General features: G+C 66.2%; 21 protein-coding genes. 11 read left to right on the top strand and 10 right to left on the bottom strand.

Features of this window, described 5'->3' with window-relative positions; genetic code table 11:
- Window positions 1–7: 7 nt before the first annotated feature.
- The gene (locus tag ACI0FO_RS22540; RefSeq protein ID WP_416030326.1) at window positions 8–1,135 is read right to left on the bottom strand and encodes an acyl-CoA dehydrogenase family protein; all 1,128 of its coding nucleotides are present in this window, start codon (window positions 1,133–1,135) and stop codon (window positions 8–10) included.
- Window positions 1,136–1,382: 247 nt separating this feature from the next.
- On the opposite strand from ACI0FO_RS22540, the gene ACI0FO_RS22535 reads away from it, so the two are divergent.
- Window positions 1,383–2,279, top strand: coding sequence for an NAD(P)/FAD-dependent oxidoreductase (locus tag ACI0FO_RS22535; RefSeq protein ID WP_416030324.1), 897 nt, complete (start codon window positions 1,383–1,385; stop codon window positions 2,277–2,279).
- Between the two features lie 139 nt (window positions 2,280–2,418).
- Here the strand turns inward: ACI0FO_RS22535 and ACI0FO_RS22530 are convergent, their stop codons facing one another.
- The 6 genes from ACI0FO_RS22530 to ACI0FO_RS22505 all read right to left on the bottom strand — a co-directional run bounded on the left by ACI0FO_RS22530 (window position 2,419) and on the right by ACI0FO_RS22505 (window position 8,456).
- On the bottom strand, window positions 2,419–4,149 hold the full coding sequence (locus ACI0FO_RS22530) for an ABC transporter substrate-binding protein (RefSeq protein ID WP_416030322.1): 1,731 nt from the start codon (window positions 4,147–4,149) through the stop codon (window positions 2,419–2,421).
- A gap of 105 nt (window positions 4,150–4,254) precedes the next feature.
- On the bottom strand, window positions 4,255–4,563 hold the full coding sequence (locus ACI0FO_RS22525) for a DUF2160 domain-containing protein (protein ID WP_105556852.1): 309 nt from the start codon (window positions 4,561–4,563) through the stop codon (window positions 4,255–4,257).
- A gap of 27 nt (window positions 4,564–4,590) precedes the next feature.
- Window positions 4,591–5,403 carry a carbohydrate ABC transporter permease gene (locus ACI0FO_RS22520; RefSeq protein WP_416030320.1) on the bottom strand — a complete coding sequence of 271 codons (813 nt, stop codon included), beginning with the start codon at window positions 5,401–5,403 and terminating at the stop codon, window positions 4,591–4,593.
- On the bottom strand, window positions 5,396–6,286 hold the full coding sequence (locus ACI0FO_RS22515) for a carbohydrate ABC transporter permease (protein ID WP_315846041.1): 891 nt from the start codon (window positions 6,284–6,286) through the stop codon (window positions 5,396–5,398). The genes ACI0FO_RS22520 and ACI0FO_RS22515 overlap by 8 nt, the downstream gene beginning before the upstream one ends.
- The gene (locus ACI0FO_RS22510) at window positions 6,283–7,371 is read right to left on the bottom strand and encodes an ABC transporter ATP-binding protein (protein ID WP_416030317.1); all 1,089 of its coding nucleotides are present in this window, start codon (window positions 7,369–7,371) and stop codon (window positions 6,283–6,285) included. The genes ACI0FO_RS22515 and ACI0FO_RS22510 overlap by 4 nt, the downstream gene beginning before the upstream one ends.
- Window positions 7,371–8,456: an ABC transporter ATP-binding protein gene (locus tag ACI0FO_RS22505; protein WP_416030315.1), complete on the bottom strand. Its 1,086-nt coding sequence runs from the start codon at window positions 8,454–8,456 to the stop codon at window positions 7,371–7,373. The genes ACI0FO_RS22510 and ACI0FO_RS22505 overlap by 1 nt, the downstream gene beginning before the upstream one ends.
- 210 nt (window positions 8,457–8,666) lie before the next feature.
- Here ACI0FO_RS22505 and ACI0FO_RS22500 point away from each other — a divergent pair, with 210 nt between their 5' ends.
- Both ACI0FO_RS22500 and ACI0FO_RS22495 read left to right on the top strand, forming a co-directional pair.
- Window positions 8,667–9,515, top strand: coding sequence for a DeoR/GlpR family DNA-binding transcription regulator (locus tag ACI0FO_RS22500; RefSeq protein WP_416030313.1), 849 nt, complete (start codon window positions 8,667–8,669; stop codon window positions 9,513–9,515).
- Between the two features lie 91 nt (window positions 9,516–9,606).
- Entirely contained in the window at window positions 9,607–11,205 is a 1,599-nt protein-coding gene (locus ACI0FO_RS22495) for a glycerol-3-phosphate dehydrogenase/oxidase (protein ID WP_416030311.1), read from the top strand.
- Between the two features lie 207 nt (window positions 11,206–11,412).
- Here ACI0FO_RS22495 and ACI0FO_RS22490 read toward each other — a convergent pair whose 3' ends face one another.
- The 3 genes from ACI0FO_RS22490 to ACI0FO_RS22480 form a co-directional block, all read right to left on the bottom strand.
- A complete protein-coding gene (locus ACI0FO_RS22490; protein ID WP_416030309.1) occupies window positions 11,413–12,012 on the bottom strand; it encodes an HD-GYP domain-containing protein in 600 nt (199 codons plus the stop codon).
- A 94-nt stretch (window positions 12,013–12,106) separates the two neighbouring features.
- The gene (locus ACI0FO_RS22485; protein WP_416030307.1) at window positions 12,107–12,787 is read right to left on the bottom strand and encodes a type 1 glutamine amidotransferase domain-containing protein; all 681 of its coding nucleotides are present in this window, start codon (window positions 12,785–12,787) and stop codon (window positions 12,107–12,109) included.
- 21 nt (window positions 12,788–12,808) lie between these two features.
- The gene (locus ACI0FO_RS22480) at window positions 12,809–13,846 is read right to left on the bottom strand and encodes an NADP-dependent oxidoreductase (protein WP_416030305.1); all 1,038 of its coding nucleotides are present in this window, start codon (window positions 13,844–13,846) and stop codon (window positions 12,809–12,811) included.
- Window positions 13,847–14,075: 229 nt separating this feature from the next.
- On the opposite strand from ACI0FO_RS22480, the gene ACI0FO_RS22475 reads away from it, so the two are divergent.
- From ACI0FO_RS22475 to ACI0FO_RS22440, 8 genes are all read left to right on the top strand, one after another.
- Window positions 14,076–14,726, top strand: a complete 651-nt coding sequence (locus tag ACI0FO_RS22475; protein ID WP_416030303.1) for a TetR/AcrR family transcriptional regulator — start codon at window positions 14,076–14,078, stop codon at window positions 14,724–14,726.
- Window positions 14,727–14,738: 12 nt separating this feature from the next.
- Window positions 14,739–15,743: an HlyD family secretion protein gene (locus tag ACI0FO_RS22470; protein WP_416030301.1), complete on the top strand. Its 1,005-nt coding sequence runs from the start codon at window positions 14,739–14,741 to the stop codon at window positions 15,741–15,743.
- Window positions 15,740–16,723 (top strand): ABC transporter ATP-binding protein, encoded by a 984-nt coding sequence (locus ACI0FO_RS22465; RefSeq protein WP_416030299.1) that lies wholly within the window; start codon window positions 15,740–15,742, stop codon window positions 16,721–16,723. Before ACI0FO_RS22470 ends, ACI0FO_RS22465 begins: the two co-directional genes overlap by 4 nt.
- Window positions 16,720–17,865 carry an ABC transporter permease gene (locus ACI0FO_RS22460; RefSeq protein ID WP_416030297.1) on the top strand — a complete coding sequence of 382 codons (1,146 nt, stop codon included), beginning with the start codon at window positions 16,720–16,722 and terminating at the stop codon, window positions 17,863–17,865. The genes ACI0FO_RS22465 and ACI0FO_RS22460 overlap by 4 nt, the downstream gene beginning before the upstream one ends.
- A 6-nt stretch (window positions 17,866–17,871) precedes the next feature.
- A complete protein-coding gene (locus ACI0FO_RS22455) occupies window positions 17,872–19,398 on the top strand; it encodes an efflux transporter outer membrane subunit (protein WP_416030295.1) in 1,527 nt (508 codons plus the stop codon).
- 106 nt (window positions 19,399–19,504) lie between these two features.
- Window positions 19,505–20,233: a DNA-binding response regulator gene (locus ACI0FO_RS22450; protein ID WP_416030293.1), complete on the top strand. Its 729-nt coding sequence runs from the start codon at window positions 19,505–19,507 to the stop codon at window positions 20,231–20,233.
- A 78-nt stretch (window positions 20,234–20,311) separates the two neighbouring features.
- Window positions 20,312–20,794: a YbaK/prolyl-tRNA synthetase associated domain-containing protein gene (locus tag ACI0FO_RS22445; RefSeq protein WP_416030291.1), complete on the top strand. Its 483-nt coding sequence runs from the start codon at window positions 20,312–20,314 to the stop codon at window positions 20,792–20,794.
- 21 nt (window positions 20,795–20,815) lie between these two features.
- Entirely contained in the window at window positions 20,816–22,795 is a 1,980-nt protein-coding gene (locus ACI0FO_RS22440; RefSeq protein ID WP_416030289.1) for an FUSC family protein, read from the top strand.
- Window position 22,796: the final 1 nt, after the last annotated feature.

Below are 22,796 nucleotides of genomic sequence, written 5' to 3'. Positions count from 1 at the left end.
GCGCCTGCTAGAGGCCGCGCGCGATGACCAGCCGCTGGATATCGCTGGTGCCCTCGTAGATCTGGCACACGCGCACATCGCGGTAGATGCGCTCGACCGGAAAGTCCTTCAGATAGCCGTAGCCGCCCAGCGTCTGGATGGCGGCCGAGCAAACCTTTTCGGCCATCTCGGAGGCAAACAGCTTGGCCATCGACGCCTCGGTCAATGCCGGCCTGCCCGCCTCGCGCAATGCCGCGGCATGCAGCACCATCTGGCGCGCCGCGTGGAGCTGGGTCGCCATGTCGGCCAAGCGGAACGAGACGGCCTGGTGTTCCATGATGGGCTTGCCGAAGGCCTGGCGGTCGCGGGCGTAATCGCGCGCGCATTCGAACGCCGCGCGCGCCATGCCCACGGATTGCGACGCGATGCCGATGCGCCCGCCTTCCAGGTTGGACAGCGCGATCTTGTAGCCCTCGCCCTCGGCGCCCAGCCGGTACGCGGCGGGGATGCGCATGTCTTCAAAGGCGATCACGCAGGTGTCCGAGGCGTGCTGGCCCAGCTTGTCCTCCACCCGCAGCACTTGATATCCCGGGGTATCCGTCGGCACGATGAACGCCGAAATGCCGCGCTTGCCGGCGTCAGGGTCCGTCACCGCGAAAACGATCACTGTCTGGCCGCTTTTGCCCGACGTGATGAATTGCTTGGCGCCGTTCAGGATGTAGTCGTCGCCGTCGCGGCGGGCGCGGGTGCGCAGGCTGCTGGCGTCGGACCCCGCCTGCGGTTCCGTCAGCGCGAAACCGCCGATGTGTTCGCCCGTGGCCAGGGGCCGCAGGAACTGCTCTTTTTGCGCATCGGTGCCGAATTTCAGGATGGGCATGCAGGCGACCGAATTGTGCACGCTCATGATGGTGGAACACGCACCATTGCCGGCGGCGATCTCCTCCAATGCCACGGCATACGACACGTAGCCGCTGGCGTTGCCCTCCCATTCTTCTGGCACCAGCATGCCGAAGAAGCCCAGTTGCGCCATCTCGTGGATGGCATCGGCGGGATAATGATGTTCGCGGTCCCAGCGTTCGGCGTTGGGCGCCAGCCGTTCCGCGGCGAAGCGGCGCGCCATTTCCTGAATGCTGAGCTGTTCTTCCGTCAACAACATGCTTTTCGTCTCCTGGGATGCAAGGCGGGCTGACGCGGGATGGGCGCCGCCCGTTTTGTTTTTTGCACGGCCGCAGCGGGTTCGCGGGCGTGGCATGGCATCGAGAATACACCGGCGGTCGGCTTGGGTGACATCCGGAGATCCGCGCATCGCGACATAAGAAACTTGATAAGTTGCTTGAGATCCTGAATTCGAATTATCATGCAACTTAATAAGTATCTTGACTAGCCTGAACAGGAATCTCCCTATGCTTTACGACGCCATCATCGTGGGCGGCAGCTTTGCCGGCCTGTCCGCCGCCATGCAATTGGCCCGCGCCCGCCGGCGCATTCTGGTGATCGACGGCGGCCTGCCCCGAAACCGGTTCGCCACCCACGCACACGGCTTCCTGGGCCAGGACGGCAAACCGCCCCGCGACATCCTGTTGGAAGCACGCGACCAGTTGGCGCAATACCCCACTGTCAAATTCCTGGACGGCCAGGCGGTTGGCGCATGCGAACACGCGGGCCAGTTGCACGTGACGATGGCCGACGGACACGAAGTCCAGGGCAGGCGCCTGATCCTGGCGATCGGTCTGCGCGACGAATTGCCCGCGATGGCCGGGCTGCAGGAACGCTGGGGGCTGACCGTGCTGCATTGCCCCTATTGCCACGGCTATGAAATGGCCGGCCGCCCGCTGGGGGTGCTGGCCGCCCATCCGATGTCCGCGCATCAGGCAATGTTGCTGCCGGACTGGGGACCCACCACGTATTTCACGCAAGCCGAATTCGAGCCCGATGCGGAACAGGCGGCGCGATTGGAAAAGCGCGGCGTGCGCATCGAACGCACGCCCATCGTCGAACTCATGGGCACGGCGCCCGCGCTGGACGCCGTCAAACTCGCCGACGGGCGGCGCATGGCGGTGCACGCGCTGTTCGTGGCCAGCAAGACCCATATGGCCAGCCCCTTGGCGATGCAACTGGGCTGCGCGTTCGACGACGGCCCAATGGGCCCGGTGATCCGCAGCGACGAATTCAGGCAGACGACGGTGCCGGGCGTGTACGCCGCGGGCGACGCTGCCATTCCGATGAGCAACGCGACGCTTGCCAGCGCATCGGGGGTGATGGCGGGCGTGTGCGTGCATCGCTCGCTGGTGATGGAATAGGCGATAGGCAACTTACAGACGGCCAGGACCGTTCTGGTATGAATGTCGCGCGTTGTTGATCCGTGCAGGTAGCGCGATTCGCTCGCGCTACCTGCACCCTGCCGATCAGCAATGGCTTACCCTCGGCAATGACTCACCCCTACCGGACCTTGCCCTCCTTCCAGGCCGCCAGCAGTTTTTCATAAGGGATGGTTTCGCCCTTGGGTTTCTCGTTGGCCAGTTTCTTCCAGGGCGCGTGCTGATCCGACAGCCACTTGCCCGGGTCGCTCTTGGCGTTGAGCTTCGGCGCGCATTGCGCCATGCCTGCCCGTTCCAGGCGCGCCATCACCTGGTCCATTTCGTTGGCCAGGTTGTCCATCGCGGCTTGCGGGGTCTTTTCGCCCGTGACGGCGGTGGCCACGTTCTTCCACCACAGTTGCGCCAGCTTCGGATAGTCCGGCACGTTGTTGCCCGTGGGGGTCCATGCCACGCGGGCGGGGCTGCGGTAGAACTCGATCAGGCCGCCGTAGTTCGCCGCGTTCTTGGTGAAGAAGTCGCTATGGATGTCGCTGTCGCGAATGAACGTCAGGCCGGTGATGGATTTCTTCAAGGACACGGACTTTGACGTGACGAACTGCGCATACAGCCACGCCGCGGCCATCTTGTCGGGATTGGTGGATTTAAAGAACGTCCATGACCCGACGTCCTGGTAGCCGTTCTGCATGCCGTCCTTCCAGTACGGGCCGTAGGGCGACGGGGCCATGCGCCACTTGGGGGTGCCGTCGGCGTTGACGACCGGCAGACCCTTCTTGGTCATGTCGGCGGTAAACGCCGTGTACCAGAAGATCTGCTGGGCGATCTGCCCTTGCGCCGGAACCGGGCCGGATTCCGAGAAGGTCATGCCCATGGCCTGCTGCGGCGAGTACTTCTTCATCCAGTCGATGTACTTCGTCAGCGCATAGACGGCAGCCGGACTGTTGGTGGCGCCCCCCCGCGATACCGACGCGCCCACCGGCGTGCATTTGTCGTCGGCGACGCGGATGCCCCATTCGTCCACCGGCATGCCGTTGGGCAAACCGCGGTCGGCGGCGCCGGCCATGGACAGCCATGCGTCGGTGAAGCGCCAGCCCAGCGATGGGTCCTTCTTGCCATAGTCCATGTGGCCATAGACCTTCTTGCCATCGATTTCCTTGACGTCGTTAGAGAAGAAGTCGGCGATGTCTTCGTAGGCGGACCAGTTGGTGGGCACGCCCAGCTCGTACCCGTACTTGGCTTTGAACTTGTCTTTCAGGTCCTGGCGGGCGAACCAGTCGGCGCGGAACCAGTAGACGTTGGCGAATTGCTGGTCGGGCAACTGGTACAGCTTGCCGTCGGGCGCGGTGGTGAATTTGGTGCCGATGAAATCCTTGATGTCCAGGTTCGGGTTGGTCCATTCCTTGCCCGCCCCGGCCATGTAATCGGACAACGGCAGGATGGCCCCGTAGCGGTAATGCGTGCCGATCAGGTCCGAGTCCGAGATCCAGCCGTCGTAGATCGACTTGCCCGACTGCATCGAGGTCTGCAGCTTTTCGACGACGTCGCCTTCCTGGATCAAGTCGTGGTTGACCTTGATGCCGGTGATTTCACTGAACGCCTTGGCCAGCGTCTTGGATTCGTACTCGTGCGTGGTGATGGTTTCGGATACGACGCTGATTTCATTGACGCCCTTGGCACGGAGCTTGGCCGCGGCGTCCATGAACCACTTCATTTCCGCCATCTGCTGGTCTTTGGACAACGTCGATGGTTGGAATTCGGAATCCACCCACTTCTTCGCTTCCGGCTCGCCGGCCCATGCCCCTGACGTTCCGATCAGGGCGATAGCGGCCGCCATGGCGTGCATGCGCAATTTCATGACCTGTCTCCTCGAATGGCCTTCCCCATCTATTGCTGCGGACCTCTGGCCGGGGAAGATGCGGGCCCGTAGTCCTTGAACCAAGTGAGGGATCGAAACGCCCCTTCAGCCTTTCCTCATGATGAAGGCCAACAGCAGCATGGACAGCACGAAGCTGATCCACACCGATGGCGGCTCATCCAGCGAAAACCATTCCACGGCCTTTTGCCCAAACCCTAGAAATGCCAGGTTGAGCCAGGCTGCGGCCATCAGACCGATGAACAGCCTGTCGCCCCGGGTGGTGCGCAACGGCAGGAAGCCCTTGCGTTCGACCGTGGGCGACTTCAATTCCCAGACCGTCATGCCCACCAGCATCAGCACGATGCAGGTGAAGAACACGGCGACGGGAGTGGTCCAGACCATCCAGCTGAACATGGGCGTTCCTCCTAGGGTCCCTTGACGCTACACCCGGCCCATCGCGAAGCCCTTCGCGATGTAGTGGCGCACGAACCAGATGACGATGCCGCCGGGCACGATGGTCAGCACGCCGGCCGCCGCCAGCACGCCCCAGTCCATGCCGGACGCCGACACGGTGCGGGTCATGGTGGCAACGATCGGTTTGGCGTTGACGGACGTCAGCGTGCGCGCCAGCAGCAGTTCCACCCAGCTGAACATAAAGCAGAAAAAGGCCGCCACCCCCACGCCCGACTTGATCAGCGGGAGGAAGATCGTCAGGAAAAAACGTGGGAAGGAATAGCCGTCGACATAGGCGGTTTCGTCGATCTCGCGCGGCACGCCGGACATAAAACCTTCCAGGATCCACACGGCCAGCGGCACGTTGAAGACCAGATGCGCCAGCGCCACGGCCAGATGCGTGTCCATCAACCCGAACGAGCTGTACAACTGGAAGAACGGCAGCAGGAACACGGCGGGCGGCGTCATGCGGTTGGTCAGCAGCCAGAAGAACACATGCTTGTCGCCGATGAAGCGGTAGCGCGAAAACGCATAGGCCGCAGGCAGCGCCACGGCCAGCGAGATCACAGTATTGATGACCACGTAGATCAGCGAATTGATGTAGCCCGAATACCAGGCCGGATCCGTGAAGATCGTGCGGTAGTGCTCGACGGTGAAGTCGCGCGGCCACAGGGTCAGGGTGCTGACGATTTCCGTGTTCGTCTTGAACGACATGTTCAACATCCAGTACAGCGGCAGGATGGCGAACACCAGGTACAGGATCAGGAAGGCGGAACGCCACCAGGTCGATTGATCACGCATTGGCACGCTCCTCGTCAACGCCGCCAGCCGTGCCCGCACGTTGCATCCAGTTGTAGAGGATGAAGCACAGCAGCAAGATGATCAGGAAGTAGATAATTGAAAATGCCGCAGCCGGCCCCAGGTCGAACTGGCCCACGGCCTTCTGCGTCAGGTACTGCGACAGGAACGTGGTGGCATTGCCCGGCCCGCCGCCCGTCAGCACGAAAGGTTCGGTGTAGATCATGAAACTGTCCATGAAGCGCAGCAGCACCGCGATCATCAGCACGCCGCGCATCTTGGGCAGCTGGATGTAGCGGAACACGGCCAGGCGCGATGCGCCGTCGATGCGGGCGGCCTGGTAGTAGGCGTCGGGAATGGCCCGCAGGCCCGCATAGCACAGCAGCGCAACCAGCGGCGTCCAGTGCCAGACGTCCATGACAAGCACCGTCACCCAGGCATCCACGTCGTTGCCGGTGTAGTTGTAGTCCACGCCCAGCCACGACAAGGTGGCGCCCAGCAGGCCGATGTCGGTGCGGCCGAACACTTGCCAGATGGTGCCGACGACGTTCCACGGGATCAGCAACGACAGCGCGATGATCACCAGCACGGCCGAGGCGCGCCAGCCGCTGGCCGGCATCGACAGCGCCAGCAGGATGCCTAGCGGGATCTCGATGGCCAGCACCGCCAGCGAAAAGCCGATCTGCCGGAACAAGGCCCCATGCAGCTCCTCGTCTTGCAGGACCGCGGCGAACCATTCCGTACCGACGAAGACGCGGCGTTCGGGGGAAATGATGTCTTGCACCGAATAGTTGACGATGGTCATCAGCGGCAGGATGGCCGAAAACGCCACGCACAGCACCACGGGCAAGACCAGGAACCAGGCCCGGTGATCGATGGGTTTCATGGAATCAGCGCCTCGTCGCGGTAGAAGCAGGTATGCGGGTTAAGCACCGACAGCCAGACCGTGCCGCCGGGCGCGGTCGGCACGACATTGCTGCCCAGCCGGGCCCGCACCGGGACGCCCTCGAAGTCGCCCACCAGCAAGGTATAGGTGCCGACGTCCTGCACCCGGTCCACCCGCACGGGTACCGCGCCGGCCGCGCCGGCATCGGTCACGCGCAGGTATTCGGGGCGCACCCCCAGCTTGACCGGGCCGGCCCCCGCCAGCTTGACGCCCAAGGCTTCGGGCGCGCCGCCGATGCGGCTTTGCCCAACCATCAATGCGCCGTCGCGCCACTGCGCGGGCAGGAAGTTCATGCCGGGAGAGCCGATGAAGTGGCCGACGAACGTGTGGGCGGGCCGTTCGAACAGGTCGTCCGCGCTGCCCACCTGTACGGCGCGTCCGCGCGCCATCACCATGACCTGGTCCGCGAAGGTCAACGCTTCGGTCTGGTCGTGGGTCACGTAGATCAGCGTCAAGTTGAATTCGTGGTGGATTTCCTTGAGCTTGCGCCGCAGTTCCCATTTCAGCTGTGGGTCGATGACGGTCAGCGGCTCGTCGAACAAGATGGCCGACACGTCGCTGCGAACCAGGCCGCGGCCCAATGAAATCTTCTGCTTGGCGTCGGCCGTCAAACCGCTGGCACGGCGGTCCAGCACGGCTGACATTTCGAGCATTTCGGCGATACGGCCCACGCGTTCGCGGATGCGGTCCGGCGCGATGCCACGGTTGCGCAGCGGAAACGCCAGGTTTTCCGCCACCGTCATCGTGTCGTACACGACGGGAAACTGGAACACCTGGGCAATGTTGCGCGCCTGCGGGGTCTTGGCCGTGACGTCCTGCCCGTCGAACAAGATCCGGCCATGCGATGGCCGCAGCAAGCCCGACACGCAATTCAGCAAGGTGGTCTTGCCGCAGCCGGACGGCCCCAGCAAGGCATAGGCGCCGCCGTCGCGGAACGTGAACTTCAGCGGCAGCAGCGCGTAGTCCTCGTCGGTCTTGGGGTCGGCCACGTAGGAGTGCGACAGGTCCAGTTCGATTTGCGCCATCAGGCTGCCTCCCCCGCGCCAGCAGGTTGCCCAGGCGCGGCCAGCAGCGCGCCATCGGCGCCAAAGGCATAGGTCTGCGCCGGGTCGAAATACAGCTCGACGCGCTGGTCCAGCGTGTACCGGTGCACCCCGGGCAACTGCGCAACGACGTTGCCCGCCGCCGTTTCGGCGTGGACGAAGGTGTCCGACCCGGATATCTCAGCCAACTTCACCACGCCAGCCAAGCCGATGTGGCCCGGACGGGGCGCAACGTCCAGCGCCCCGGCGCGCAGGCCCGCAGTCAGGTCCGCGCCCGTGCCCGGCGGCAAGTGGCGCGCCACCGCCATCTGGCCTTCCAGGACGAAGCCCGCGTCCGTGCGGCGCGCGGCGAACAGGTTCATGGGCGGATCGCTGAACGCGCGTGCCACCCGGATCGAATTGGGCCGGTGAAAGACCTCTGCGGTGGGGCCGTATTGCAGCAGTTCGCCCGCATCCAGCACCGCCGTGTGGCCACCCAGCAACAGCGCTTCACCCGGCTCGGTGGTGGCATACACCACGGTGGAGCGCCCTTCGGCGAACAGTTCGGACAGTTCTTCGCGCAATTCTTCGCGCAGCTTGTAGTCCAGGTTGACCAACGGCTCGTCCAGCAGGATCAGCGGCGCGTCCTTGACCAGGGCCCGGGCCAGCGCCACGCGCTGCTGCTGCCCGCCGGACAGTTCCGACGGGTAGCGTTGCAGCAGATGGTCGATATGCAGGCGCGCCGCCATGGCGCGGACCTTTTCGCCGATGTCGCGGTCCCCGCGCAGTTTCAACGGGGACGCAATGTTGTCGTACACCGACATGGACGGGTAGTTGATGAACTGCTGGTAGACCATCGCGACATTGCGCTGGCGCACCGGCACGCCGGTCACGTCGGCGCCGTCGACCCGCACGCGGCCCTCGGTCGGGCGATCCAGCCCCGCCATGATGCGCATCAGCGACGTCTTGCCGGCCAGGGTCGCCCCCAGCAGTACCGTCATGGCGCCCGGAACCGGGGCCAGGCTCATGGGAGTCAGGTGCGTCTGCGAGCCGGCCCGCAAACCAATCCTGTCCAAGGTCAGCTGCATCTAGTCTCCTCTACCTACTTATATGTCCCTATTTTTCACATGGACTTCGGTATTCGGTACAGCGCCCTGCCCGTGCGCGAATGCGCGCAACAGGATGAGCATACTCTTTCAGATGGCTTTCGTTTTTTGTGCGTTTTACTCAAGAAGCGAACAAAAAACAATCTTGCAGTGCGGCATTATTTTTCGCTTTTGTTGTTTTATCATTCGTCCATGACACTGAATCCACGACAAAGCGCTTTGATCGAAATGGTGCGGGCCCAGGGCTCGGCATCGATCGAAGAGCTTGCCAAACGCTTTGACGTCACGCTGCAGACCGTGCGGCGCGACGTGAACATCCTTTCCGAAGCCGGCCTGCTGTCGCGCTTTCATGGCGGCGTGCGGATCGAAGCCTCGACCATCGAGAACATCGCCTACCGCAAGCGCCAGGGCCTGCATGCAGCCGGCAAGCAGCGCATCGCCGAAGCCGTGGCCCGCGCCGTGCCCGACGGCTGTTCGCTGATCCTGAACATCGGCACCACCACCGAGGCCATCGCACGCGCCCTGCTGCGCCACCGCGGCTTGCGCGTCATTACGAACAATCTGCACGTGGCGGACATCCTGTCCGATAACCCCGACTGCGAAGTCATCGTCGCGGGCGGCGTGGTGCGTTCGCGCGACCGCGGCATCGTCGGCGAAGCCACCATGGACTTCATCCGGCAGTTCAAGGTGGATATCGGACTGATCGGCATTTCGGGCATCGAAGCCGACGGCACGCTGCGCGACTACGACTTCCGCGAGGTGCGCGTGGCGCGAACCATCATCGAGCAGTCGCGCGAAGTCTGGCTGGCGGCCGACAGCAGCAAATTCAAACGCCAGGCCATGGTGGAACTGGCGCACATTTCGCAAATCGACCGCTTCTTCACCGACGCGCATCCGCAAGAGCCGCTGGCGCAAGTGCTGCTGGATTCCGGCGTGCGCTGCGAAGTGGCGGCGGCGCCGAACGCGGCGGCCGGGGGGCCGGCAGCCGCGGCATCGGGTGGCGCCACGGCCTCCACGAACCCTGCGGCACCCCACGCCTGAACCGGCGCGCCGGCCCCGTCCCTACCGCCCGCCTCCGACCGCCCGCACACGACAACCACGCTTTTACCTGGCGGCCCCGCCGCAACGACTTATGAACCAACCGCTCGCCAACGTCACTCCGCCCGACCGCAACCGCCTGTTGGCCACCTTGGACAACACGCCTTCCTGGGACGTCATCGTCATCGGCGGCGGCGCGACGGGCCTGGGCACCGCCGTCGATGCCGCCTCGCGCGGTTACCGCACGCTGTTGATCGAAGGCGCCGATTTTGCCAAGGGCACCTCCAGCAAGGCCACCAAGCTGGTGCACGGCGGCGTGCGCTATCTGGCCCAAGGCAACGTCAGCCTGGTGCGCGAAGCGCTGCATGAACGCGGCCTGCTCAACCGCAACGCGCCGCACCTGGTGTGGCCGCTGGGTTTCGTGGTGCCCGCGTACAACTGGATTGACCAGCCCTTCTACGGCATCGGCTTGAAGATGTACGACATGCTGGCCGGCAAGCTGAACCTGGCGCCTAGCCGCTGGCTGTCGCGCCGTGACACGCTGGCCAACGCGCCGACCTTGGCGGAAAGCGTCAATGGCCGCGGCCTGAAGGGCGGCGTGCTGTATTACGACGGCCAGTTCGACGACGCACGTTTGGCCATGAGCCTGATGCGCACGCTCTTCGACCTGGGCGGCACGGCGGTGAACTACGTGCGCGCCACGGGCCTGACCACCAGCAATGGCAAGGTTGACGGCGTAACGGCGCAAGACGTGATTGGCGGCGCCAGCTTCACGCTGCGGGCCCGTTGCGTGATCAATGCCACCGGCGTCTGGGTGGATGCCGTGCGCCGCATGGAAGACAAGAATGCGCCGACCATGGTCGCGCCCAGCCAGGGCGTGCACCTGACCTTGCCGCGCGACTTCCTGCCCGGCAATCGCGCCATCCTGATTCCCAAGACCGATGACGGCCGCGTGCTGTTCGTCGTGCCATGGAATGGCCACACCATCGTGGGCACGACCGACACGCCGCGCGACGACCTGCCGCTGGATCCCGAAGCCGGCGCCCAGGACGTGGACTTCATTCTGGGCACGGCGGCGCGCTACCTCAGCCGCAAGCCCACGCGCGACGACGTCACCAGCGTCTGGGCGGGCCTGCGCCCGCTAGTCAAGGCCACCGGCGAGGCGTCGACCAAGCAGTTGTCCCGCGAACACACCATCCTGGTGTCCAACGCCGGGTTGGTGACGGTGACGGGCGGCAAATGGACGACGTACCGGCGCATGGCGCAGGACGTGGTGGACACTGCCATCCAGCACCAGTTGCTGACGCAAGCCACCTGCCGCACCGAATCGTTGCCGCTGCACGGCGCCTCTGGCCTGGCGCCTTCGCAGGAACACGCCGGCACGCCCGACAGCTACTACGGTAGCGATCTGGCCATCCTGAAGGCGCTGCCCGGCGCGGACCGCATGCTGGTCAACGCCAGCGGGCTGTCCGAAGCGCATGTGCGTTTCGCCGCGCGTTTCGAATTGGCGCGCAGCGCCGAAGACGTGCTGGCCCGCCGCAACCGCGCGCTGTTCCTGGACAGCGAGGCCGCGATGCTGGCCGCGCCGGAAGTGGCGCGCATCCTGGCCGAAGAACTGGGCCACGACGCCGCCTGGCAGCAGCGGACGCTGCAGAGCCTGGCCGTGGTCGCGGCCAACTACCGGCTAACGTAAATGGCTCGGCTGTAAATGGCTCGGCGGGTTGGGGACTCGGCGCCGGATGCCGGTGCCGGCAACGGGTGTCTGGAGTTCCCTCGCCAGCAAGCCACCAGGCGACGGTCGTGTTGTGGCTGGATCCTGCCAAGAAATTGGCGCTGCTTGATGGGTTGCGCGCGCTGGATAGTTGGGTTCTTGGTTAGGGATTTTCGCGCTTCACCCATCCTACGGGACGCGCAAGGGGCTTTTCAATATCATCGCTTCGAACAGCCGCAGCAGGTCCGGATCGCACTTGGATCCGGCCTCGCGGTTCAGGATGCGCATGATCTCGGCGTGCGAACGCGCTGGATGGTAGGGCCGCGTGTCGCCCAACGCATCGTAGGAATCCGCCAGCGAAATGATGCGCGAATGCAGCGGGATATCGTGCCCCGACAAGCCTGCCGGGTAGCCGCAACCGTCGAAGTGTTCGTGATGATGGCGCACGGCATGCGCGATCAGGTCGCGTTGCGGCATCGCGCTTTGCATGATGATGTCGGCGCCGATGGCGGCATGCGATTTCATGATTTCCCAATCGTCGGCGTCCAGGCGCTTGGGGGAAAACAGCACGCGGTCGGGCGTGCCGATCTTGCCTAGGTCGTGCAGTCTGGCGGCCACGGCCACGGCGGCTTGCTCGGATTCGGGCAGGCCGCAGGCCTGTGCCAGCGTCACACTCAGCGCGACCACCCGGTCGCAATGTCGGCCAGTGGCCGGGTCACGCGCCTGCATGGCTGCAAACAGCGCGGCCTCGCAGGAACCAACGGGGTATTCGGGTACGTCTGGGGGCATCAGGAAGATGCGCGGCGTTGCAGCGGAACGGCGCGCAGTGTGTCAGAAAGTAGCGATTCTGACACACTGCGCAGCAATCCCGACCCATCAGATGTCAGTTCTTCAACCGTTCCAGCAGCGCTTGCGCCACGCCCACGGAAGACGCCGGGTTCTGGCCCGTCACCAGCAATCCGTCGCTGACCACATGCGGCTGCCAATCCGGCCCACTGCGGTACAAGCCGCCCAGCCGAATCAGTTCGTCTTCGACCAGGAACGGCACCACATCGGTCAATTGCACCGCTGCCTCTTCCGCGTTGGAAAAACCGGTGACCTGGCGCCCCTGCACCAGCGGCTTGCCGTCGGCCGTCTTGGCGTGACGCAGCACACCGGGCGCATGGCACACCGCGGCCACGGGCTTGCCGGCCGCCAGCATGGTCTCGATCAGGCCCACCGACTTGGCGTCTTCCGCCAGGTCCCATAGCGGGCCGTGGCCACCCGGGTAGAACACCGCGTCGTAGTCGGCGGCCTGCACGTCGGCAAGCCGCAAGGTCGACGCCAGCCGGCGCTGTGCATCGACGTCCTGGCGAAAACGCCGCGTGTCATCGGTCTGCGCGTCGGGATCATCGCTCTTGGGGTCCAGCGGCGGCTGGCCGCCCAGGGGCGACGCCAGCGTCACCGCGGCACCCGCATCGACGAAGGCGTAGTACGGCGCGGCAAACTCTTCCAGCCAGAAGCCCGTCTTGCGGCCGGTGTTGCCCAGCGTGTCATGCGAAGTCAGCACGATCAGGATTTTCATGTTGCGCTCCGTTGCGTGGCGTTATTCGTCCGGGCCGACGCGCACGATGCGCTTGCCGGCGTTCTCGCCCTTCAACAGCCCCATCAGGCCGCGCGGCGCATTTTCCAGCCCTTCGACCACGTCCTCGCGGTATTTGATGCGGCCTTGCTGGATCAAGTCTTCCATCGCCTCGCGGAATTCGCCGTAGCGGTGCGCGTATTCGTTGAAGATGATGAAACCCTGGAACGTCAGCCGCTTGGTCAGGATGGTGCGCATCAACAGCGCCAGGCGGTCCGGCCCCTCGGGCTGGCTGGTGGCGTTGTAGGCCGAGATCAGCCCGCAGACCGGCACGCGGGCGCGCGGGTTCAGCAACGGCAGGACGGCATCGAACACCGCGCCGCCCACGTTCTCGAAGTAGACGTCGATGCCTTGCGGCACGGCGCGCGCCAGCCGGCCGGGCAGGTCCGGCGCTTTGTGGTCCAGGCAGTCGTCAAAACCCAGTTCGTCGACGACGTAGCGGCATTTGTCGGCGCCGCCCGCAATGCCCACGACCTTGCAACCGTGGATCTTGGCGATTTGCCCCACCACCGCGCCCACCGCGCCGCTGGCCGCCGCCACCACCACGGTTTCACCCGCCTTGGGCCGGCCGATGTCCAGCAAGCCCATGTAGCCCGTGAAACCGGGCATGCCCAACACACCCAGCGAATAGGAAGGATGTTGCGGGTTGGCGCCCAGGCGCAGCAGGCCGGCGCCGTCGGACACGGCAAAATCCTGCCAGCCGGATTGGGCCAGCACCCATTCGCCGGGCTGATAGTCCGGATGGTTGGACGCCTGAACGCGCGTGACGGTGCCGCCCACCATGGGCTGGCCGATCTGCACGGGTTCGGCGTAGGACGGCGCATCGCTCATGCGGCCACGCATATAGGGGTCCAGCGACAGATACACGGTGCGCAGCAGCACCTGGCCGGGGCCGGGCTGCGGGACGTCGCTTGTTTCCAGACGGAAATCGCTGTCTGCGGGTTCGCCGTGCGGGCGCGAGGCCAGCACGATACGGCGATTGATCGACGGTGATTGCGGCATGAAGTCCAGCCTCCTACAGGAAGCCGCCCGGGCCTTGCGGGCAAAACCCGGGTGGCAAGTTGGGGAACCGGACCATTACACCATCGTTGTTCCCCGCCCTGCCCGGTAACCCTGCCGATGCGCCGTCTTTTAATTAATTAAATACTTAATTAAACTATGCGTCATGTGCCCTGTATCGCTTCCCACTCCCCGTCGCCCTGGCCGCCCCGCACGCCCCGACAACGCCGCCATGCGCGCGCAATTGCTCGACATCGCCACCGGTCTGTTCGCGGCGCAAGGCGTGGCCGCCACCACCATTGCCGACATCGCGCAGCGCGCCGCCGTGACGCCGGCGATGGTGCACTACTACTTCAAAAGCCGCGACCAACTGATCGACGCCGTTGTGCAAGAGCGGGTTTTGCCGGTCATCGGCTACGTCTGGGCGCCGGTGCCGTTGGCCTGGGACCCGGACGCCAATCAAGACCCAGCGGCCGCCGCGCGCGGCTATCTGGTGGAAATCGTGAACCGGATCGTGCAAAGCACCACCGAACGGCCCTGGCTGCCGGCCTTGTGGATGCATGAAGTCGTCAATGAAGGCGGCCAGCTGCGCGAACGCGTGCTGCCGCATCTGCCGTCCGGACGCTTGCAGGCCTTTGCCGGGCTGATCGGCCGGGCGCAGCGTCTGGGCGCCGTCACGCCGGGCGTCGAACCTCGCCTGGTGTTCTTGTCCATTCTGGGGCTGACGTTGCTGCCGTTGGCCACCTCCAGCCTGTGGCGCCGCATCTGGCAAGGCGACGCGCAAGCGCAGGCTATCGATACCGACGCGATTGCCGCGCACGCCATCGCCATGCTGACCGGCGGATTGTTCTTGCCGCCCTCCCCGCCTTCCGCCTCTGCCTGAAAGATGCCGACCATGCGAACCCGTCCCGCTTCACTTCGTTTGCCGTCAGACCTGCCACGCTGGGCCCGCCGGGCGACTCCGCCGCTGGCCTTGCTATTGACCCTGCTGCTGGCAGGCTGCGGCAAGGAACCCGCCCCCTTCTATCAAGGCTACGTGGAAGGCGATTACGTTTACGTGGCCTCGTCCGAGGCCGGCCGGCTGGATGCGTTGTCGGTCAAACGCGGGCAGCAAGTGTCGGCGGATGCGCCGCTGTTCACGCTGGAGGCCACGCGGGAGCGCGCCGCCCGCGATCAGGCCAGCGCGCAGTTGGCCGCGGCCACCGCGCAGATGCAAGACATCGCCACCGGCAAGCGGCCGCCCGAAGTCGACGTCAGCCGCGCCCAGCTGGCGCAGGCCGAAGCCGCCAGCCGCCGGTCGGCGGCGCAGCTGCAGCGCGATAACGCGCAATTCCGCATCGGCGGCATCGCCCGGGCGCAGTTGGACGACAGCCGTGAACAGGCGCAGTCGGACGCCGCCCGCGTGCGCGAACTGCGGGCGCAGTTGGAAGTCGCCGCCCTGCCCGGGCGCGAAGACCAGCGGCGCGCCCAGGCCGCGCAGGTGGATGCGGCCCGCGCGACGCTGGCCCAGGCCGAATGGACCCTGGCGCAAAAGCAATTGGGCGCCCCGGCGGCGGGACAGGTTTTCGACACGATGTACCGCGTGGGTGAATGGGTGCCCGCAGGCAGCCCCGTTGTCAGCCTGCTGCCGCCCGGCAACATCAAGGTCCGGTTCTTCGTGCCGGAAACGGTGGTGGGATCGCTGAAGGTCGGCCAGCCGGCCAGCCTGCGCTGCGACGGCTGCGGCGACCCGATACCGGTGCGCATCGACTACGTGTCGAACCAGGCCGAGTACACGCCGCCCGTCATCTACAGCCGCGAAAGCCGCAGCAAGCTGGTCTACATGGTAGAAGCCCGGCCGACCCAGGACGTCGCCACGCGGCTGCATCCGGGCCAGCCCGTCGAGGCCACGCTGCCATGATCGCGCCAGACTCTACCGCCGCCGAGTCCCCCAGCGCCGATCGCGACGCCCGCGCCGCCGTTATCGACGTGCACGGGCTGAATAAGCACTTTGGCGACAAGCACGTCGTCAACGACGTATCGCTGCGCGTGCGCGAAGGCGAGATCTTCGGCTTCCTGGGGCCCAACGGCAGCGGCAAGACCACCTGTATCCGCCTGATGTGCGGCCTGCTGACGCCGGATTCGGGCAGCGGCACCTGTCTGGGCTACGACATCCTGCGCGAAAGCGCCGAGATCAAGCGGCACGTGGGCTACATGACGCAGAAGTTCTCTTACTGGGACGACCTGACGATCCGCGAAAACCTGGATTTCGTTGCGCGGATGTATGGCATGCCGAACCGCAAGGAGGCGGTGGACCGCGCGCTGGAAGACCTGGGGCTGCACAGCCGCGCCAGCCAATTGACGGGATCGCTGTCGGGCGGCTGGAAGCAGCGGCTGGCGCTGGCGGCCTGCCTGCTGCACGAGCCTCGCCTGCTGCTGCTGGACGAACCCACGGCCGGCGTGGATCCGACGGCGCGGCGCGACTTTTGGGAACAACTGCACGAACTGGCCGCGCGCGGCATCTCGGTGCTGGTCAGCACGCACTACATGGACGAGGCCGAGCGCTGCCACAAGCTGGCCTATATCTCGTATGGCAGGTTGCTGACCCAAGGCACCGCGGAAGAAGTGATCGCCGAACAGCGCCTGACCACCTGGGCCATCCACGGCCATAACCTCGTGCCGCTGGGCCAGCGGCTGCGCGGCGCGCCCGGCGTGGATCAGACCGTGGCGTTCGGGTCGGCGCTGCACGTCAGCGGCCAGGACGCCGGGCTGCTGGAACGCACGCTGCGCAACGCCATCGATGGCCAGGACTTGCGGCTGGAGCGCATCGACACCAGCCTGGAAGACGTCTTCATCTACCTGATGAACCGGTCCACCGACAACTTCGCGAGCCCGTCATGATGCGTCATCTGCAAGGTTTCTCGTGGGCGCGGTGGTGGAGCATGGTGCTGAAGGAATTCCTGCAACTGCGCCGTGACCGCATCACCTTCGGCATGATCGTGGGCCTGCCCATCATGCAGCTGGCCCTGTTCGGCTACGCCATCAACACCGACCCCAAGCAAATGCCCACGGCCGTCATCACGGCCGACCACAGCCCGTTCACGCGCAGCTTCATCGCGGCGATGAAGTCGTCCGACTACTTCCACATCACGGAAGAACTGGACAACGAGGAAGCCGGGCGCGCCGCGCTGGCCCAGGGCCGTGTGCTGTTCGTCGTGACGATACCGCCCGATTTTTCGCGTCGGCTGCTGCGCGGCGAACGCCCTGCCCTGCTGATCGAAGCCGACGCCACCGACCCCATGGCCACCGGCATGGCGATCGGCGCGGCCACCCAATTGACGCAGGCCGTGACGCAGAAAGACCTGACCGGGCCGCTGGCCGGGCTTGCCGGCGGACAGCCGGCCTTCGACGTGCGCGTACACCGGCTTTATAACGAAGAGCAGATCTCGCAATACAACACCGTGCCCGGGCTGATGGGCGTGATCCTGACGATGACGTTGGTGATGATGACCGGCCTTGCCATGACGCGCGAACGCGAGCGCGGCACGATGGAGAACCTGCTGTCGATGCCCGTGCGCCCGATCGAGGTGATGACGGGCAAGATCGTGCCCTACATCGCGATCGGGCTGATCCAGGCCACCATCATCCTGCTGGCCGCGCGCTTCGTGTTCCATGTGCCGATCCTGGGCAGCCTGCTGTCCGTGTACCTGGCGGCGCTATTGTTCGTGGCCGCCAACCTCACCGTCGGCATCACGCTGTCGTCGCTGGCGCAGAACCAGTTGCAGGCCATGCAGCTGACCATGTTCTATTTCCTGCCCAACATGCTGCTGTCCGGCTTCATGTTTCCGTTCCAGGGCATGCCCATGTGGGCGCAGTACCTGGGCAATCTGCTGCCGCTGACACACTTCAACCGGCTGATCCGCGGCATCCTGCTCAAAGGCAACGGCTGGTGGGACCTCTGGCCCAGCATCTGGCCGCTGATGCTGTTCACCGTTGTCGTCATGACCGCCGCCGTGAAGTTCTACCGCCGAACCCTGGATTGACGCGCCATGCCCCGCCTTGCCCTACCGCATTTTGATTCCCGTTCGCTGCCTTGCCGCCGCTTGGCGATGGCCGCCGTAAGCCTGTTCACGCTGGTATCGGGCTGCACGGTCGGGCCCGACTTCACCTCGCCGGCCGCGCCCGACGTGGCCGCCTACACCGCGCCGCAACAGGCGGGCGCGGCCGGCGGCCAACAATTGCAGGCGGGCGCCGACATTCCCGCGCAATGGTGGCAGCTGTTCCATTCCGAAGCGCTGGACCAACTGGTGCGCCACGCGCTGGACGCCAATCCGACGCTGGAACAAGCCCGCGCCAGCCTGCGGCAAGCGACCGAGGACCTGAACGCCGAAACCGGCGGACGCTTGCTGCCGTCGGTCGACGCCAACGTGTCCGTGGCGCGCAAGAAGGTGGATCCGTCCGCTTACGGCGTGCCGATTACCCAACCGCCGCCCCCATTCACGTTGTATAACGCGTCGATCGACGTGTCTTACACGCTGGATCTGTTCGGCGGCAACCGCCGGGCGCTGGAGGGCATGGCGGCGCAGGTGGATTACCGGGCGCACGAATTACAGGCCGCGCGCATGTCGCTGGCCGCCAACGTCGTGACGGCGGCCATCCGGCAAGCAGACCTGTCGGAACGCCTGGCCGCCACCCGTGAATTGCTGGATGCGCAGTTACGCCAGCAGGACATCATGCGGCAGCGGCTGGCGGCCGGCGGCATCGCAGAGGCCGACCTGCGCAACCAGGAACTGCTGGTCGCCCAGACGCGGGCCACCCTGCCGCCGCTGGACAAGCAGCTGGCGCAAGTGACGCACCAGTTGGCCGTGTACCTGGGTCAGCCGCCCGCCGCGTTGCGCATCGCGCCGCTGCGCCTGGCGGACCTGACGCTGCCCGCCAGCATTCCCACCGGCTTGCCGTCCGCGCTGACGCGCCAGCGGCCGGACATCCTGGCGGCCGAAGCGCTATGGCACAAGGCGTCGGCGGATGTCGGCGTGGCCACGGCCAACCAGTATCCCCAGTTCACCCTGACGGCCAGCTTCGGCTCGCAACGCACCCGGGCGGGTGATTTGTCCGACGGCGTGAACGTGTGGAACCTGGGGCTGGGCCTGGTGCAACCGCTGTTTCGTGGTGGTGAACTGCGCGCCCGCAAACGGTCGGCCGAGGCCGCCTACGATGCCGCCGCGGCCGCGTACCGGCAAACCGTGCTGGACGGTTTCCGTCAGGTCGCGGATGCCTTGCGCGCCGTGCAGACGGACGCCGAGGCCTACCAGGCCTACGACGACGCCTGGCGCCGCGCTGCGGAAGCCGACCGCATCGCGCAAGGCCGCTACCGGGCGGGCGGCATCAGCCATCTGAGCCTGCTGGACAGCCAGCGCCAGCTATTGCAGACGCGTATCGCGCGCACCGAAGCCGATGCGGCGCGCTACGCGGATACCGCCGCGCTGCTGCAAGCGCTGGGCGGCGGCTGGTGGAATGAACCCGCCACGCCGCCTGCGGCGGGCCCTTCGGGCGAGCGCGTAACAGACGTGCCCTGATCATGTCTGAGAATTCGGGTACGAAACGGGTGTTGTGCGAGGTTTAGGAATTCGATGTATCCGTAGCATCATGCAAGCGCCCCAGCTGCACAGATCACTACGATTCATGAATGACCTACTAGACCTGATCGTCTTCTCGCCCGATCCCGCCCAACGCGTTCGCCGCAGCGACGCGCTGGCGGGCATGGGATTCTCACCGCGCCGCTGCGAAGACTCCAACGGTTTGTTTCGGCTTTTCCAGGCGCGGCGCACGCCCCTGCTGGTGATGGAGGCCGAATTGTCCGATCTCTGCATGGCAGTCGCCGGTCTGCGCGCCATGGACACGACCGCCGGCATCGTCGCCGTCTCCGCCTTCGATTCTCCGGAAAACCGCATTCTGGGACTACATTGCGGCGCGGACGCCTGCTTCCAACCCGACGTGGCCACGGCGGAAATCGCCGCGGCGTTGCAGGCGCTGGTGCGGCGGGTGCCCGCCACGTCGGGCCGCCGCGCCCCCATCGACGCTGAACCGCGCCCGCCCAGCGTGGCGGCGTCCGGCGATGCCGCCGGCAAATGGCAATTCCAGGACGCGGCCTGGACGCTCGTCAGCCCGCAAGGGGGGCGCCTGGCGCTGACGCTGGCCGAGCGCGAATTCCTGCTGAAACTGACCGCATCCGCCGACAAGCGGTTGCCGCGCAGCGATCCCCCAGGCATCGACCCGCAAGCGGGCCGCGAGTCCATCCGCCGTACCGACGTGGTCGTCAGCCGCTTGCGGCGCAAGGCGCAAGACATAAACATCGAGCTGCCGATCCGCACCGTCTGGGGGTGGGGGTACGCCTTCACCGGAGAGATCTGAGCGCGGGCGCGCGGCGTATCATGCGATGTGTGCCGCGTCGACTCCCGGCGCCGCCCCACTCAGCTTGGCCACCCCGACATGGAAGTCTTTGAACGCCTGCAAGCGCTGCTTGCCCTGCATCAGGCCCGCCACCGCCTGATCGAACACCCCGCGGCCGGCCGCTCGGTCGAAGTCGCCGCCATCCGCGGCACCGCCGTCAGCCAAGGCGCCAAAGCGCTGGTATGCCGCGTGAAGATCTCGTCCAACCAGCGCAAGAACGTGCTGGCGGTGTTTCCCGCCGACAAGCAGGCCGACCTGGACGCGATCGCGCGCGCGGCCGGCGGCAAGAAGGCATCGCTGGCCTCGCAGGATCTCGCGCGCGAATTGACCGGCTGCGAGATCGGCGCCATTCCCCCGTTTTCCTTCAATCCCGACCTGCATCTGCTGGTGGATCCGACGCTGCGCGACCGCCACGACGAAATCGTCTTCAACGCCGGACGCCTGGACGCATCCATCCTGCTGAACACGGAAGACTACTTCCGGCTGGCCGCGCCGCAAGTCGCTTCCCTGATCAAGGCCTGACCCGCCCGCCATGAGGCCGCCGTGTCCCGCCCCCTGACCCGCCCAGGCGCGCGCACGTCGAACATGCGATGGCTGATGAGCCTGGCGCATATGGAGCCGTCGCCCGTCAGCCGCTGGGTGGCGCTGCGCGCCGCGGTGGCCATCGGCCTGCCGTCGGCCGTGGGGCTGGCGCTGGACCAGAGCGCGGCCGCCGCGCTGGTGGCCCTGGGCGCGCTGCCCGCCATTACCGGCGACAACGGCGGCCCCTACCGCAACCGGGCGCTGTCCATCGGCTCGACTGTTTTTGGCGGCGCGTTGGGCTACCTGCTGGGCAACCTGGTGGCCGGACACGGCCTGCTGACATCGGCCGCCATGACCGTGCTGGTGCTGATCGCCAGCCTGATCGGTACCTTCAACAACATCGCCGCCGTGGCGACGCTGCAATTCGCGGTGTATGTCATCGTGGGCGCCAGCCTGACTTCGCCCCTGCCGACCTGGATGCCGTCGGTGCTGGTGGGCGCTGGCGGGCTGTTCGGCCTGGCGCTGACCCTGTCGGGCTGGGTCGTGAACCCCATCGCGCCCGAACGCGCCGCCGTCGCGCTGGCCTATCGCAAGCTGGCCGCGATGTTCGCCGCCATCGGTACTTCGCGCACCATGGCGGCGCGCCGCGACATGGAAGCGGCCATGACCACCGCCTACGATACCGTGCTGGCCGCCCGTGGCCGCGCCGCCGGGCCCTCGCCGCGGCTATCCCGGCTGGCGGCGCAACTGCAGGCCTGCACGCCCCTGACCAACGCCGCCTTGTCGCTGGCGCGCGCGGGCCGCGTGCTGCCGCCTGCCTGCGCCCGCGTCATGAACCGGCTGGCCGACCGCGTGGAAAACGACGCCGATCCCGCCCCCGGTGACGACATTGAGGCGTTGCGGCTTGCAAACATGCCGCAGCTGGCGGACGCACTGGCGCAGGCGCTGCCGTTGCTGGACGGCGCCAGGCCGCCCGACATCGATCCCTTGAGCGCGTTGGCGCCTGCCCGCCCACGCACGCCCTGGCGCGTGTTGGCCCGCACCTACCGCCCTGGCCCCACCACGGTGCGTTATCTGATCCGGCTGGGCTTGTGCCTGATCGCGGCCGAGGCCGTGGCGCTGGCGGCAGCGTTGCCACGGTCGTATTGGGTGCCGCTGATCGTGGTGGTGATCTTCAAACCCAACTTTGGGTCGGTCTTTGCGCGGGCGCTGCAAAGCTGCGGCGGCAGCGTGGTCGGGGTGGCCATCAGCGCCACCGTGCTGGCCGTGGACCGCAGCGGCATGGCCAGTCTGCTGACAGTGGCATTCCTGGCCTCGCTACTGCCCTGGTCCATCCGCCGCAATTACGGATTGTTTTCGGCCATTCTCGTGCCCATCCTGATGCTGCTGATCGGCGCGCTGCAACCCGGCACCTGGGCCATCGCGCTGGCGCGGCTGATTGACGTGGGCGTGGCCGCCGGCATCGTGCTGCTGGTGGGCTACCTGCCGTGGATCCGCATCGAACGCCACAACCTGGACCATGCCGTGTCCACCGCGATGGACACGCTGGCCGCCTACCTGAACACGGTCTTCCAGGCGACGCCCGCGAGCCGGCACAGCCTGCGCGCCAGCGCCTATGCCCGTTTGTCCGACCTGCGCATCGCGTTGCAGCGCGGCCTGTCCGAACCCCGCCTGGTCAGCCGGCGCGCGTTGGCGTGGTGGCCCGTCGAGGTGGCGCTGGAACGCGTGGCGAACGCGATTTCGGATACGGCGTGGTCGCTGCCCGCCGGCCAGGCCGCGCCCAGCGCCGCCCAGGTGGCCGCCTTGGCCGAAACGTTGCACGCCATGAGCGTCGCAGTCGAACATGGCGCGGCCGTATCCGCCGACACGATCACCGCGCCGTCGCCCGCGCTGGCCGACGTGGCCGCCGAAATCGAAACACTGCGCGCCACGCTGGCCGGTCCGGATTTTGCCGCCGCGCCCGGTGCCGGCGCCCCCAAACACCCTATCCACCAGGTCTGAA

Source organism: Achromobacter marplatensis (assembly GCF_049060505.1).
GTDB classification, from domain to species: Bacteria; Pseudomonadota; Gammaproteobacteria; order Burkholderiales; family Burkholderiaceae_B; genus Achromobacter; species Achromobacter marplatensis_A.
This window is presented reverse-complemented; position numbering and strand designations above follow the sequence as displayed.

What these genes read in the sequence shown, in the direction of transcription:
- ACI0FO_RS22450 (WP_416030293.1), top strand. Translation starts at nt 19,505, where the DNA reads ATGAATGACCTACTAGACCTGATCGTCTTCTCGCCCGATCCCGCCCAA.
- ACI0FO_RS22465 (WP_416030299.1), top strand. Translation starts at nt 15,740, where the DNA reads ATGATCGCGCCAGACTCTACCGCCGCCGAGTCCCCCAGCGCCGATCGC.
- ACI0FO_RS22445 (WP_416030291.1), top strand. Translation starts at nt 20,312, where the DNA reads ATGGAAGTCTTTGAACGCCTGCAAGCGCTGCTTGCCCTGCATCAGGCC.
- ACI0FO_RS22515 (WP_315846041.1), bottom strand. Translation starts at nt 6,286, where the DNA reads ATGAAACCCATCGATCACCGGGCCTGGTTCCTGGTCTTGCCCGTGGTG.
- ACI0FO_RS22500 (WP_416030313.1), top strand. Translation starts at nt 8,667, where the DNA reads ATGACACTGAATCCACGACAAAGCGCTTTGATCGAAATGGTGCGGGCC.
- ACI0FO_RS22455 (WP_416030295.1), top strand. Translation starts at nt 17,872, where the DNA reads ATGCCCCGCCTTGCCCTACCGCATTTTGATTCCCGTTCGCTGCCTTGC.
- ACI0FO_RS22490 (WP_416030309.1), bottom strand. Translation starts at nt 12,012, where the DNA reads ATGCCCCCAGACGTACCCGAATACCCCGTTGGTTCCTGCGAGGCCGCG.
- ACI0FO_RS22495 (WP_416030311.1), top strand. Translation starts at nt 9,607, where the DNA reads ATGAACCAACCGCTCGCCAACGTCACTCCGCCCGACCGCAACCGCCTG.
- ACI0FO_RS22475 (WP_416030303.1), top strand. Translation starts at nt 14,076, where the DNA reads ATGCGCGCGCAATTGCTCGACATCGCCACCGGTCTGTTCGCGGCGCAA.
- ACI0FO_RS22485 (WP_416030307.1), bottom strand. Translation starts at nt 12,787, where the DNA reads ATGAAAATCCTGATCGTGCTGACTTCGCATGACACGCTGGGCAACACC.
- ACI0FO_RS22460 (WP_416030297.1), top strand. Translation starts at nt 16,720, where the DNA reads ATGATGCGTCATCTGCAAGGTTTCTCGTGGGCGCGGTGGTGGAGCATG.
- ACI0FO_RS22525 (WP_105556852.1), bottom strand. Translation starts at nt 4,563, where the DNA reads ATGTTCAGCTGGATGGTCTGGACCACTCCCGTCGCCGTGTTCTTCACC.
- ACI0FO_RS22530 (WP_416030322.1), bottom strand. Translation starts at nt 4,149, where the DNA reads ATGAAATTGCGCATGCACGCCATGGCGGCCGCTATCGCCCTGATCGGA.
- ACI0FO_RS22480 (WP_416030305.1), bottom strand. Translation starts at nt 13,846, where the DNA reads ATGCCGCAATCACCGTCGATCAATCGCCGTATCGTGCTGGCCTCGCGC.
- ACI0FO_RS22505 (WP_416030315.1), bottom strand. Translation starts at nt 8,456, where the DNA reads ATGCAGCTGACCTTGGACAGGATTGGTTTGCGGGCCGGCTCGCAGACG.
- ACI0FO_RS22535 (WP_416030324.1), top strand. Translation starts at nt 1,383, where the DNA reads ATGCTTTACGACGCCATCATCGTGGGCGGCAGCTTTGCCGGCCTGTCC.
- ACI0FO_RS22540 (WP_416030326.1), bottom strand. Translation starts at nt 1,135, where the DNA reads ATGTTGTTGACGGAAGAACAGCTCAGCATTCAGGAAATGGCGCGCCGC.
- ACI0FO_RS22520 (WP_416030320.1), bottom strand. Translation starts at nt 5,403, where the DNA reads ATGCGTGATCAATCGACCTGGTGGCGTTCCGCCTTCCTGATCCTGTAC.
- ACI0FO_RS22470 (WP_416030301.1), top strand. Translation starts at nt 14,739, where the DNA reads ATGCGAACCCGTCCCGCTTCACTTCGTTTGCCGTCAGACCTGCCACGC.
- ACI0FO_RS22510 (WP_416030317.1), bottom strand. Translation starts at nt 7,371, where the DNA reads ATGGCGCAAATCGAACTGGACCTGTCGCACTCCTACGTGGCCGACCCC.